The 12,754-nt window shown below is 47.0% G+C and carries 9 protein-coding genes; 5 read left to right on the top strand and 4 right to left on the bottom strand.

Annotated elements, in window-relative coordinates; translation table 11 throughout:
- Window positions 1–117: 117 nt before the first annotated feature.
- The 3 genes from ICN11_RS04705 to gloB are packed head-to-tail and all read right to left on the bottom strand — an operon-like array spanning window position 118 to window position 4,252.
- Window positions 118–2,001: a propionate--CoA ligase gene (locus tag ICN11_RS04705; protein ID WP_216229382.1), complete on the bottom strand. Its 1,884-nt coding sequence runs from the start codon at window positions 1,999–2,001 to the stop codon at window positions 118–120.
- Window positions 2,002–2,036: 35 nt separating this feature from the next.
- On the bottom strand, window positions 2,037–3,446 hold the full coding sequence (locus ICN11_RS04700; RefSeq protein ID WP_216229381.1) for a transglycosylase SLT domain-containing protein: 1,410 nt from the start codon (window positions 3,444–3,446) through the stop codon (window positions 2,037–2,039).
- The gene (gloB, locus tag ICN11_RS04695; protein ID WP_216229380.1) at window positions 3,446–4,252 is read right to left on the bottom strand and encodes a hydroxyacylglutathione hydrolase; all 807 of its coding nucleotides are present in this window, start codon (window positions 4,250–4,252) and stop codon (window positions 3,446–3,448) included. Before gloB ends, ICN11_RS04700 begins: the two co-directional genes overlap by 1 nt.
- A 36-nt stretch (window positions 4,253–4,288) precedes the next feature.
- On the opposite strand from gloB, the gene ICN11_RS04690 reads away from it, so the two are divergent.
- From ICN11_RS04690 to dnaQ, 5 genes are all read left to right on the top strand, one after another.
- Window positions 4,289–5,074, top strand: a complete 786-nt coding sequence (locus ICN11_RS04690) for a class I SAM-dependent methyltransferase (protein WP_255539880.1) — start codon at window positions 4,289–4,291, stop codon at window positions 5,072–5,074.
- Between the two features lie 4 nt (window positions 5,075–5,078).
- On the top strand, window positions 5,079–5,534 hold the full coding sequence (rnhA, locus tag ICN11_RS04685; protein WP_215334807.1) for a ribonuclease HI: 456 nt from the start codon (window positions 5,079–5,081) through the stop codon (window positions 5,532–5,534).
- Between the two features lie 116 nt (window positions 5,535–5,650).
- Entirely contained in the window at window positions 5,651–6,961 is a 1,311-nt protein-coding gene (locus tag ICN11_RS04680; RefSeq protein ID WP_216229378.1) for an efflux RND transporter periplasmic adaptor subunit, read from the top strand.
- A complete protein-coding gene (locus ICN11_RS04675) occupies window positions 6,958–10,056 on the top strand; it encodes an efflux RND transporter permease subunit (protein WP_216229377.1) in 3,099 nt (1,032 codons plus the stop codon). The genes ICN11_RS04680 and ICN11_RS04675 overlap by 4 nt, the downstream gene beginning before the upstream one ends.
- Window positions 10,056–10,769 (top strand): DNA polymerase III subunit epsilon, encoded by a 714-nt coding sequence (dnaQ, locus tag ICN11_RS04670; protein WP_216229376.1) that lies wholly within the window; start codon window positions 10,056–10,058, stop codon window positions 10,767–10,769. Before ICN11_RS04675 ends, dnaQ begins: the two co-directional genes overlap by 1 nt.
- On the opposite strand, the gene ICN11_RS04665 is transcribed toward dnaQ, so the two are convergent.
- The gene (locus ICN11_RS04665) at window positions 10,756–12,723 is read right to left on the bottom strand and encodes a tetratricopeptide repeat protein (RefSeq protein ID WP_216229375.1); all 1,968 of its coding nucleotides are present in this window, start codon (window positions 12,721–12,723) and stop codon (window positions 10,756–10,758) included. The genes dnaQ and ICN11_RS04665 overlap by 14 nt on opposite strands.
- Window positions 12,724–12,754: the final 31 nt, after the last annotated feature.

The raw sequence follows: 12,754 nt of genomic DNA, 5'->3' as shown, positions 1-12,754 counted from the left end.
GTAATGATACCAGTTTTGCGTATAAACCCTTGGATTCCCAGCCAATTGGGCTTAGAAGGTAATAAGCCCCTAAGTCTTGCGACCGAGGGGCTTAATTTGGCTAAAACTGAGCTAGCTTTAAGACTTTGCGCTTTGCTCGATGATGGTCTTAATTTGAGCCAAAACAGTCTGATCTTCCATGGTGCTGATATCACCAGGATCGCGCCCTTCAGCTACAGCCTGAAGTGCACGACGAACGATCTTGCCAGAACGGGTCTTAGGCAAAGCAGTAACCACATAAACACGGCCCGGACGCGCAATTGCACCCAATGTGGTGTCCACAGTCTTCATGCACTCCGCTTCCAAGGTGGCTGTATTTGAAGAATCCTTTGGAATCACAAATGCAATCGCTGCCTGACCCTTAAGTTTGTCCTCAATACCTACCACTGCCACTTCCGAGATATTTGGGTGGCTAGAAATACTCTCCTCAATCTCACGGGTACCTAAACGATGGCCTGCAACGTTAATCACGTCATCGGTACGACCCAAGATGAAGAAATAACCGTCCTCATCTTTAATACCCCAGTCAAAAGTGGAGTAAATGGTCTTACCCGGGATGGTTTCCCAATAGGTGCTGACAAAGCGCTTGTCATCACCCCAAACAGTCTGCATACAACCTGGGGGCAAAGGACCTTCAATTGCAATGACGCCCTTCTGATCTGGGCCCAGCTCTTCGGAAGTTGCATCATCGAGCAACTTCATGTTGTAACCAAATGAAGGAACGCCTGGCGAACCAAACTTATGCGGCATTACTTCTACACCACGCTGAATTGCCAGCATTGGCCAACCTGTTTCAGTCTGCCAGTAGTTATCCACGATTGGCTTCTTGATCGCATCATGAATCCATGTCGCTGTTGGCTCATCCAAAGGCTCGCCCGCCAAAAACAAGGCGCGCAGGCTAGACAGATCATATTTAGTTAAGAACGCAGGATCTTGTTTCTTGAGAACACGAACTGCAGTTGGTGCGGAGAACATGACTGACACTTTGTACTTCTCAACCAACTCCCACCAAATACCTGCATCTGGACGCAATGGCGTACCTTCATACATAATGGTTGCCATGCCATTGAGTAATGGCGCGTAAATGATGTAGCTATGACCTACAACCCAACCGATGTCAGATGTGCAGAACATGGTTTCGCCAGGATTACCGCAGAAGATGTGCTTCATGGTTGCAGCCAAAGCAACTGCATAACCACCGGTGTCGCGTTGAACGCCCTTCGGCTTACCAGTAGTGCCTGAGGTGTATAGGATGTATGAAGTGTGAGTCGCATCAACCCACTCAATTGGAACCAAATCGTTTAGGTGCTTTTGACGCTCAGTGGCGTAATCTAAATCACGGCCAGCAACCGTAGTGAACTCAGTCAGACCGCGGTTCACAATCAAGACTTTCTCAGGTTTGTAGCTAGCAAGCGTAATTGCCTCGTCAAGCAAAGGCTTATAAGGAACCGCTTTACCGCCACGTGCGCCTGCTTCTGCAGTCACAATCATTTTTGGTTTTGCATCATCAATACGTGATGCCAAGCTGTGGGAAGCAAAGCCTCCAAACACCACCGAGTGAATTGCGCCAATACGTGCGCAAGCAAGCATTGCAAAACAAGCTTCAGCAATCATTGGCATGTAGATCAATACACGATCGCCCTTTTTGACGCCATTGGCTTTATAGATAGCAGCCATACGATTGACTTCTTCGTAGAGCTCTTTAAATGTGTACGCTTTCTCTACATTGGTTTCTGTTGAAACAGCAACGAGAGCAATTTGATCAGGACGATCTTTGAGATGTCGATCCACTGCGTTGTAGCAAAGATTGGTTAGACCGCCTTCAAACCATTTTGCAAATGGAGGGTTTGCGTAATCCAGAACTTTATTAAATGGTTTTTCCCAATGAATGAGTTTTGACTGCTCTCCCCAGAATCCATCTGGGTCTTTAATGGAGCGTTCGTGTTCTGATTTGTAGGACATGGTCAACCTAAATAAGTAAATTAAAGTGTCTGGGCTTACTGAATCTTGCTAGCCCCTTTGCTATTTGATGCCTTGACTGTGGAGCCAGTCGTCTTCGCAGATCCATTTTTCGCAGATTTTGCAAGCCCTGTCGATGCGGATTTATGCTGAGATGCAGCATTATTTGCGGAAGAATTACCCTTAGCAGCCCCTTTTGCAGATTTTGCTACCGGACATTTTGCCCCTTTTGCACATTTTTTAGGCGCCGGGGGCGCTGGCTTGTCGAGACTAAGACTGCCGTTTTCTGCCATCGCCAGAGAAATATCGCCAGGTCTACGGCTGGTTTTTGGCACTAAAACGGTGGACCCAGAACGAATGCGCATCCCCTTTGGAATGCCATTCACTTCTCGCAAGGTATCGGCATCAACACCAAGAGTCTTGGCGCATTGATCTACAGATTCTGTTTTAGTCACCTGAACCGCCGCCCATGAAGACAGTGGCTTGGTGTACTGCTTGAGATTTGCCTGGAAGATTTCCGCGTGACCGAAGGGCAGCAAAATCTGCTGGTTAGCATTACTCAAAATGACTGGCTTATTAAAAGACGGATTCAGACTATGAAACTCATCCGATGGAATCTCAGCCAACTTAATCGCTAGATCAACGTCGATATCACTACCAACGTCCACCGCTACAAAGTAAGGATGGTTTTCTAGCTCGGGTAACACAATGCCGTAGGCCTGAGGATCCAACACAATCTGTCGATAGGCCATCAACTTGGGCACATAGTTACGCGTCTCATTCGGCATCTTGAGACTGAGGTAATCCGTCGGTAGTCCTGCCGCTAAATTACGTTTCTGCGCTTTAGCAACATTACCCGCGCCCCAGTTATAAGCGGCTAATGCAAGCTCCCAGCTACCGAACTGCTTATATAAACGTTGCAAGTAATCCAGCGCGGCGTCGGTGGACTGCAACACATCTCTGCGCTCATCCCTAAAGACGTTTTGAGTTAAACGAAAATCTTTGCCGGTTGCCGGCATGAATTGCCACAAGCCCATTGCCTTGGCGCTGGACTTTGCATTTGTGACGAAGGCGCTCTCGACAAAAGGCAGTAAAGCGATCTCCGTTGGCATATTGCGCGCATTCACTTCCTGCACTATGTAAAACAGGTAGCGAGATGAACGAGTCATCGAGCGATTCACATAATCAGGGCGAGCGCTAAGCCAGCGCACTTGCTCGATTTCTAGGGGCGTATTCATCGGCTCCATCTCAAAGCCATCCCGAATACGAATCCAAAGATTGCTTGATGGAGCATATAAGTCACTGACAGATTGATTCTTCAGATTAACGCGCTTTGCTTTGGAGGCGCGCGGGTCCTGACGCGTCGGCGCGTCAGAAGACCAGTCCCCATTACTGGCACAACCCGAGAGTGCAGCAATCAGCAAGATCGCCGCATAGCGCCACAACATCAGAACCGATCCTTCCAAGCTCTTATCACCGCCAAGACATGCGCAGGCGTAGGCAATGATTTCTCACCGGAGACTTCAAGTGCGGCATCAATTACAGTCTTCTGATCACAGCGCATGAATGGATTGACCTGCAACTCTTGTCCGATAGTCGTAGGCAAGGTTGGGAGATGTTGATCGCGTAGAGCCTTGGCAGTTTCCGCCCAAGTAATGAGGTTTGCATTATTTGGCTCAACCGCTAATGCGAAGCGAATATTCGATAGAGTGTATTCATGAGTGCAATAGACCAAGGTATTTTTTGGCAAGGCAATGAACTTAGCGAGGGACTGACTCATCTGTGTTGGGGTGCCCTCAAACAAACGGCCACAGCCTGATGCGAATAAGGTGTCGCCACAGAACAGCATCGGCTCAACCACATTGGCCTGCATGTTTGCAAAGTAAGCAATGTGGGTCAAGGTATGACCCGGCACTTCATACACCTCAAGGCTAATGCGTGGTGCGGCCACTTCAATCTTGTCACCTTCCATCATGACATTCGTGCGGCCAGGAATATCAATATTGGCGGGACCATAAACCGGGACCGATCCCAGCGCCTGCAATAGATTGAGGATGCCACCCGTATGGTCAGCATGATGATGCGTAATTAAAATACCGGTCAGAGTAAAATTTTTCTCCTCGAGGTATTGCAGTACAGGGGCAGCATCACCTGGATCCACAATCAAGGCGGATTGCCCATCATGGATACACCAGATGTAGTTGTCATCAAAGGCCGGTATCGGCCAAACCTGCAATAAAGTATTCTTCACCATAGACCGATGATACCAACCCCACCTTCCCCATCTCAGATGCCTGCACCACCATGGAGTTCATGGGAAAAGTGGCTGCAATCGCCTCCTGGACGCTATGTGCTTGCCTGGGAGCAGAAATGCTTCAATCAAATCGTGGCTGATGTCTTTGGTTTTTATGCCGTACAGATCGGTTTGCCCCAAATGAATACTCTGGCAGAAAATCGTATGCCTTTGCATGCTTTGTTGATTCATTCAAATGATCGCCAAAAACACGCCAGTCAATTTAACTGGCATCAAGTCGAAAGTAATGCCAGCGAGCTGCCCTTTGCATCTGAAACTATCGACTTACTAGTTCTTCCACATGTCTTGGAATTCGCTGCTGATCCACATCAAATCCTGCGAGAGGCTGAGCGTGTGCTTCGCCCTGAAGGTCGCTTGATTATTTCGGGCTTCAACCCAGCCAGTCTTTGGGGAATGCGCCAATATCTGAGCAGACTAATTGGCAGCCCCTACTTGCCAAGAGATGGGCAATTTATCAGTCTCCTCAGAATTAAAGACTGGTTACAACTACTGAACTTCTCATTAGATAGAGGTCATTTTGGCTGCTACAAACTCCCCTTGAGTGGTGAGTCCGGCATGGCCAGAATGGACTTTATGGAACCAGCTGGGAATCGCTGGTGGCCTATCTTTGGGGCTGTTTTCTTGGTTTCAGCCATCAAACGCCAACAAGGTATCCGCCTCATTGGGCAGGTCCAAGGTTTGCGTATTCCGGCCATTACCCAATTAAGCCCTGCCGCTGAAAGCCGTCAAAATTTGGCAAACAAGCAAGACCAAGTAAATTAACGGTATGCCTCACACCAAATCTCTCCCACATATCGTCATTTATACCGATGGTGCCTGCAAAGGCAATCCTGGTCCTGGGGGCTGGGGTGCTGTTCTCCGCTCCGGGGGGCATGAAAAGCATTTGCACGGGGGTGCTGAGCACACTACCAATAACCGCATGGAGATTAGTGCGGTTATTCATGCATTACGAGCCCTTAAGCAAACCAGCTCGGTTGAGCTGTGGACTGACTCCCAATACGTCCAAAAAGGCGTTACAGAATGGCTAGAAGGCTGGAAAAAGAGAGGCTGGAAGACTGCAAGCAAGGATCCAGTCAAAAATGCCGATTTATGGCAAGAATTAGACGCCCTTATCCCTGACCACAAGATCTCTTGGCATTGGGTACGTGGCCACAACGGTCACCCCGGAAATGAGCTTGCTGACCTCCTGGCAAACAAAGGCGTTGAGGAATTTCTACCTTAAGTTGGATGGGTGTCGGCAAGCCCGTTTTTGACGGTCTTATGAGAGAATGAACGGATTCAGAGCGGGTACAGAATCTACCGCTAAACCCATATAGAACCAAGAAAAACGCCGAGACCGTGTCAAAAATTGAATCAGCCTTAGATAAAGCCGTTGCCAAGCTACCCGCGCTAAAAAATTCGGTAAAGGCGCGCTTGTGCAAACTTTGGCAAAAACTCTCGCCCCACTTTGATAAAGTCAAAAAAATAGACTACGCCACAGCCAAGGAATTCACCCTTAAATACAAGTGGCGCATCTTGGCGGTGTTGGTTGTTTTGTATGCCGGCTCTAAGGCATTTGATTACTTCTTCCCCGCTACCGGTAAAACAGGTGGACCACAAACAATTACGAGTGTGGTTGTCGAGAAAAAAGATATCCCATTAATTATTGAGGCTACAGGAACGATTATTTCTAGCAGCATTGTGGATATTCGTCCAATGACTACTAATACAGTCAAAACCATCCATATTAAGGATGGGCAAGAAGTAAAAGAAGGTGAGCTCCTCTTTACCTTGGATGATCGCAACGATCGCGCCAACTATGAAAAACTCAAAGCGCTGGCAGATGATTCCCAAAAACAATATCTTCGCGCCAAGGAGCTGGTAGCCAAAAACTTTATCTCTAAAGCAGGCTTAGAAACTTCACTGGCGAATGCCAAGTCAGCGCAAGCTGCAGCTCGCTCTGCTGAGGTGCAGCTCTCTTATGACTCTATCCGCTCTCCAATTGCCGGACGCGCGGGCATCATCAACGTATTTCCAGGCTCGCTAGTACAGGCAAGCAATGTAGTAACCACTGCAACCAGCTCTACAGCAACCTCTAGTGTTGGATCCATGGTGACCATCACCCAACTCAATCCGATCAACGTTCAATTTGTGGTGCCTGAGAAAGATATCCCCTTATTAATGGAGGGCAAACAAGCAGATACACCACTCAAAGTAAAAGTAAGCGTTGGCAATGATGCTAAGGCGGTTTATGAAGGCGAAGTGCTGGTGATTGATAACCAGGTAGACCCTAGCATTGCAGCAGTGCGTGTGCGAGCTCAAATTCCAAATGAGAAGATGACTTTATTGCCAGGGCAATTTGCTCGCGTTTCATTAAACGCCAATACCCTCAAGGATGCCATTGCAGTGCCATCTGAAGCTATTGTGATCAGCCCGAAAGGTCGACTTGTTTATGTGGTTGATAAGGATGACAAGGTTCAGTCCAAACCAATCAAAGTGATCTACGAATATCAAGGCACCTCTGTCATCAGCGGTATTGAATCTGGCTCACGCGTAGTTGTTGAGGGCAAGCAAAACTTGCGTCCCGGTAGCAAGATTCGTGAAGCAAAAAAACAAACTGCCACATCCACTCCAGCTAAGGCAGCGGCTCCTGCTCCTGAGACAAAATGACGCTTTCTGAGTTATGCATTAGACGGCCCGTAATGACGGTGCTGTTGTCGATTGCAACAGTGATCGCTGGTACCGTTGCCTACTTCAAGATCCCGGTTGCAGCTCTACCTAGCTTCAATACACCCATTATTTCTGTCAGCGCCAGTTTGCCTGGAGCTGCCCCAGAAAATATGGCGTCTTCTGTAGCACTGCCATTAGAAAAAGAATTTTCAACGATTGATGGCATTAAAGTCATTAGCTCAACCAATACGCTTGGCTCGACTAGCATCACACTTGAGTTCACGAACGACCGTGATATTGATAAAGCGGCAGTCGATGTACAAGCAGCCCTCCTACGAGCACAAAGAAGGCTTCCGATTGAAATGACGGTGCCACCGTCCTACCGCAAGATCAATCCTGCGGATACAGCGGTGCTCGTGATTCGAATGAGCTCACCATCAATGAGTCTGTCCGAGATCAATGCCTATGCAGAAAATCTACTCGCACCGTCGTTGTCCACAATCACCGGCGTCTCACAGGTCTTGGTATATGGCGCTAAACGCTATGCCGTTCGTGTCAGCGCGCGACCAGATGCTTTGGGCAATCGAAATATCACGATGGAGGAATTGGCGCTTGCAATCAATAAGGCCAATACCAATAGTCCAGTGGGTACCTTGGATGGCCCACGTCAGCTCATCACGATTTATGCCAATCCGCAACTTGTCAAAGCAGATGAATTCGCTAACCTCGTCATCGCTCAACGCAATGGTCTACCTGTCTACCTCAGGGATGTAGCTGATGTCCAAGAAAGCTTTGAGGACGTCAAGACTTTTGCCACAGCAGCTGGTGAGCGTTCGATTGCGATTGGCATCATGCGGCAGCCAAATGCCAATACGGTTGATGTAGTTGCGGCAGTCAAGAAATTACTGCCGACATTTAAAGAGCAGATGCCAGCATCGATTCAGCTGACATTAATTAATGACCGCTCTCTATCAATTATTGAAGCGATTCATGACGTTAATTTGACGCTGGCACTCACCATTCTTTTAGTGGTCTTGGTGATCTTTTTATTCCTCAAGCGTCTTTCCGCAACCCTCATCCCTTCTGTAAGCTTGCCTATCTCATTGATTGGCGCATTCTTCTTGCTCTACTTTTTAGGCTACAGCTTAGATAACATTTCTTTATTGGGCATCACTCTTGCTGTCGGATTGGTGGTCGACGATGCCATCGTTGTTCTTGAAAATATCATGCGCTACATTGAGCAAGGCATGGATCCCCTAAAGGCTTCACTCAAGGGCAGTAAAGAGGTAGGCTTCACCATCATCTCCATCTCCATCTCTTTGGTAGCCGTCTTTATTCCACTCTTCTTTATGGCTGGTCCAATCGGCCTGCTCTTTAGAGAGTTTGCGGTGGTGGTATCGCTATCCATTTTGGTATCGGCAGTTGTCTCACTCACGATCGTCCCCTTGCTCTGCAGTCGGTTCTTACCTAAGCCTGGCGATCATCCGAAAGAATATGCCATCACCAAAAAGTTTGATCAAATCTTTGATCGCTCACTCAAAACCTATATTCACTATCTTGATCTCGCATTAGCGAATCGAAAGAAAGTATTGTGGGGCGCGATTGGCTCCTTCTTCATCACAATTGCCCTATTCGCGTATAGCCCAAAAGGTTTTTTTCCAGAAGAAGATATCGGTCAAATTACGGCAACCACTGAAGCTTCAGAGGACACCTCCTTTAAGACCATGCTGGAACTTCAGGATCGTGCGGCGGAGATCGTTAATAGCGATCCTAATGTGGCTAACTCTATCTCCATCCTTGGTGGTGGCCTGAGCGCAGGAAGAAATACAGGTCGCTTCTTCATCATCCTGAAGCCTAAGGGAGATCGAGAAAAAATGGCCAAGGTCATTGAGGGATTGCGAATGAAGTTTAAAGAAATCCCAGGGCTGCAGGTATATATGCGCCCTGTTCAGAACTTACAGCTTGGTGGACGTAGCAGCAAGAGTCGCTACCAATTTACTTTGCAGAGCGTTGGCTTCGAGGGCGTAAATGACTGGGCCGATAAGCTCACTCAAAAAATGCGTGCTGACCCCATCTTCCGCGATGTGACTAGCGACTCTCAGCTCAAAGGTCTTAACGTGAAGATCGAGATTAATCGTGAGCAGGCTGCTAGCGCTGGTGTCACCATTGCCGATATTCGTAGTGCGCTCTACAACTCCTTTGGTGAGCGCCAGGTTTCCACGATCTACACGCCAGTGAATACCTATTACGTCATTCTAGAAACGGCTGAGAATGATCGTCAATTTGAAACTGATCTGAATAAGGTCTATGTCAGAGGTCGCGCTACTGATAAATTAATTCCGCTATCAAGCTTGGCTAGCTTTGTTCGTACTATTGGACCAACAGCCGTGAACCATCAAGGTCAAATTCCAGCGGTAACGATCTCCTTTAACTTGGCTCCAGATGTCTTCCTGGGGGATGCCACTAAAGCGATTGATGGCTTCGTTAAAGAGGTTGGATTACCACCTTCGATCATTACGAGCTACGGTGGTGATGCCGCCGTGTTTAAAGACAATCAATCCGGTCAAATCATATTGATCTTGGCAGCGCTGGGTGTGATTTATATTTTGCTAGGCGTGCTCTATGAGAGTTACATTCACCCCCTCACGATTCTGGCCGGACTGCCCTCCGCTGCGATTGGCGCCATTTTATCTTTGCGCATCTTTGGATTTGAATTAACCATTGTTGCTTCGATTGGTATTTTGCTGCTCATTGGTATCGTGAAAAAGAATGCCATCTTGATGATTGACTTCGCCTTGGATGCACAGCGCAATCAAGGCATGTCACCAGAGAAGGCGATTCGTGAAGCTTGTATCTTGCGTTTCCGCCCCATCATGATGACAACGATCGCCGCACTGATGGGTGCCCTACCGATTGCTTTGGGCTTGGGTGCTGGTGCAGAATTGCGTCAACCACTGGGCATTAGCGTGGCAGGTGGATTGATCTTCTCGCAGTTTGTAACACTCATCATCACGCCTGTGATCTATCTCTATTTAGATAAATATGCAGGTAACGGCCCAATGGAAATCCCTCCATCTGTTTTAGAAGGTACCTAATGCGTCAAGTTATTCTCGATACTGAAACTACTGGACTTAACCCTGCCACAGGCGACCGCATTATTGAAATCGGCTGCGTTGAAATGGTGGGCCGTCGATTAACTGATCGCACTTTCCATTACTACATTAATCCTGAGCGTGACATTGATGCGGGCGCTTTTGCCGTTCACGGACTCTCCCGCGAATTCTTATCCGACAAGCCGGTATTTGCCAATATTGTCGAAGAGTTGATTGAGTTTGTTGATGGTGCTGAAGTAGTTATTCATAACGCGGCATTTGACTTGGGATTCTTAGATAACGAATTTGCTTTGCTAAAGCGCCCTCCTTTTAGAGGTCTTGCATCTAAGGTTACGGACACCCTCTTAGATGCTCGTCAAATGTTTCCGGGCAAGCGCAACTCGCTAGATGCGCTCTGTGAGCGCTTTGCTATTAGCAATCAACACCGCACCTTACACGGCGCTTTACTTGATGCCCAGCTATTGGCCGAAGTCTATGTAGCAATGACACGCGGCCAAGAAGATCTCTCGATTGATCTCATTGATTACACCGTCGGCACTGATGCATCTGGTCAGATGAAAGCTTTGCCTACCAACCTCAAACTCATGACAGCCAGTCCAGAAGACTGTGAGCTTCATGAAAAGATCTTAGGTGAAATTGCCAAGGCAAGCAAAAAGGACCCCGTTTGGAGCCAAACTGAGCTCAATGCAAGTTAGCCTTATTCAATAAGCCGATATACAAAGCCTCCAAATCCTTCACATAACGCTTTGTATCAAATAATGGTGAGTGAGCCCGACTGCCCTCCAAGCGTTGGCGCACAGACTCAAGAGCTAAGGGGTTTCTTGCAAATTCCAAGGCCTTTGCAATGTATTCCTCTTCAGAGCTAGCTATCAACTCATTAAAACCTAACGCAGTAATTTGACTTGCAGCAACACGACCCGAAAATGTATGGCCGATTTGAGTAAGTACCGGTAAGCCAGCCCACAGTGCATCTGCCGCGGTAGCATGAGCGTTGTAATTCGGGGTATCTAAAAATAAATCTGCAAGTCGCAACCTACTTAAATGCTCCAAGCGCCCCGGCGTCCTTGTAGCAAATATCAATCTAGAGGAATCAACCCCCCTTCTTTCAGCCTCCTTTTGCAGGTTGAGCTGAGCCATTGGGGAGGGTTTTGAAAGCCATAAAATGCTACCCGCCACATCATTTAAAAGCCTCATCCACACGTCAAAAATATTCGGTGTAATCTTATACGCATTATTAAAACATGCAAATACAAACCCAGAATTTGGCAGACCTTGGCTAGCTCTTGTTGGCAAATCACCAAAAGACTCAACTGGAATGCTTGTATCTACCGGAAAAAAGGAATTAGGTAAGTAAGCAATACTTTCAGAGAAGTAGACTTGATGCTCCGAGGGAACGGCAACCCTATCTGCAATTAAAGCGTCATAAAAATCGGTCCCAGATGTGCCTGCGTAACCCAAATAATTAATCTGGATCGGCGCAACTTCTGCTGCGAATAATGCAGTCCGAGCGCCACTGGTATGGCCATTAAGGTCAATCGCTACATCAAGCGAAGACTTCCCAATTAAATCTATTGCAGCAGAGTCACTAACGCCATGAAGATCAATGACATGATCAAACTCCTCCAGTAAAGCACTTTCAATTGGGTCACCAGTTCGAAGATTAAGAAAGAACCCATAGATCTCAAACCGTGATCGATCATGTAGTCTGAGTAAGTTCTGCATCAAAATACCAACAGGATGCTCACGAAGATCCGAGGAAAAATACCCTATCCTAATTTTTCCGCGATCCAGATTTTGGAATCTCGTAAGGCTAATTTTTCTTGACTTTGGAAGCCGGTCTTTTGAAAAAGTTTCCGCTCCAATTTTTTGTAACTCCAAGCTGGCATTGGTTTGCAATAAATTAAATGGGAGGGTTACTTTACGGCCAACAGAAACTAAATCTAATAACTGCTTAATTTCAGGTGATTCATCCCAAATACAGAGATTAATTTTCGCCGCAAAATACTGGCCCATTAAGTACGGAATGTCTGGTTTAATGCTAAAGGCTTTATCATATGCATTAAAAGACTCATCGCCTTTCTTTAATTCCAACAGAGTATTTCCGTAATTTGACCAAGCCTCACCAAAATCGGGATCAATACTTAAGGCCTCTTCATGGGCTGATTTAGCATCCTCATACTTACCTAGCGCAAACAAGGCATTCCCATAATTAGTCCAACCCTCAGCATATCTAGGATTAAACTCAAGAGCCTTTTGGTAGCTCGCAACAGCATCTTCAGACATACGTAAATCAGATAGCAAATTTCCGCGATTAGACCAAGCTAAAAAATAATCTGGTTGAATTTCAATGGCCCTATTAAATAAAGCCTCTGCCTCATCGTAAAACTTAGACTTTGCTAATGCAGTTCCCATATCCGTCAAAATTTGTGCATTGTTAGGAATCAGACGATCTAACTTTTTGTAAGTCTGAATTGCATCTTCGTACAAGTCAGCCCCTTGTTGAGCCTTAGCAAGGTTAGAAAGAAGCTCTGGATTTTTTTGATCTAATTGTGAGGCTTTGTATAGGGGCGCTACAGATTCTGCAATTCGGCCCTGCATTGCCAATGAAAGTCCGTGCACTTGCAGGGCAACCACATCTTTTGGGCTCATTTTAAGAATTGCCCTAGCTAATCTCTCAGCC

The sequence above is a fragment of the Polynucleobacter sp. 78F-HAINBA genome (assembly GCF_018882325.1).
Lineage (GTDB): Bacteria > Pseudomonadota > Gammaproteobacteria > Burkholderiales > Burkholderiaceae > Polynucleobacter.
The sequence above is the reverse complement of the archived record's forward strand: the minus strand, read 5'-3'. Positions and strand labels throughout refer to the sequence as shown.

Excerpts from the sequence above, each read along its gene's own strand:
- ICN11_RS04705 (WP_216229382.1), bottom strand. The coding sequence starts at position 2,001 with ATGTCCTACAAATCAGAACACGAACGCTCCATTAAAGACCCAGATGGA.
- ICN11_RS04700 (WP_216229381.1), bottom strand. The coding sequence starts at position 3,446 with ATGTTGTGGCGCTATGCGGCGATCTTGCTGATTGCTGCACTCTCGGGT.
- gloB (WP_216229380.1), bottom strand. The coding sequence starts at position 4,252 with ATGGTGAAGAATACTTTATTGCAGGTTTGGCCGATACCGGCCTTTGAT.
- ICN11_RS04690 (WP_255539880.1), top strand. The coding sequence starts at position 4,289 with ATGCCTGCACCACCATGGAGTTCATGGGAAAAGTGGCTGCAATCGCCT.
- rnhA (WP_215334807.1), top strand. The coding sequence starts at position 5,079 with ATGCCTCACACCAAATCTCTCCCACATATCGTCATTTATACCGATGGT.
- ICN11_RS04675 (WP_216229377.1), top strand. The coding sequence starts at position 6,958 with ATGACGCTTTCTGAGTTATGCATTAGACGGCCCGTAATGACGGTGCTG.
- dnaQ (WP_216229376.1), top strand. The coding sequence starts at position 10,056 with ATGCGTCAAGTTATTCTCGATACTGAAACTACTGGACTTAACCCTGCC.
- ICN11_RS04665 (WP_216229375.1), bottom strand. The coding sequence starts at position 12,723 with ATGAGCCCAAAAGATGTGGTTGCCCTGCAAGTGCACGGACTTTCATTG.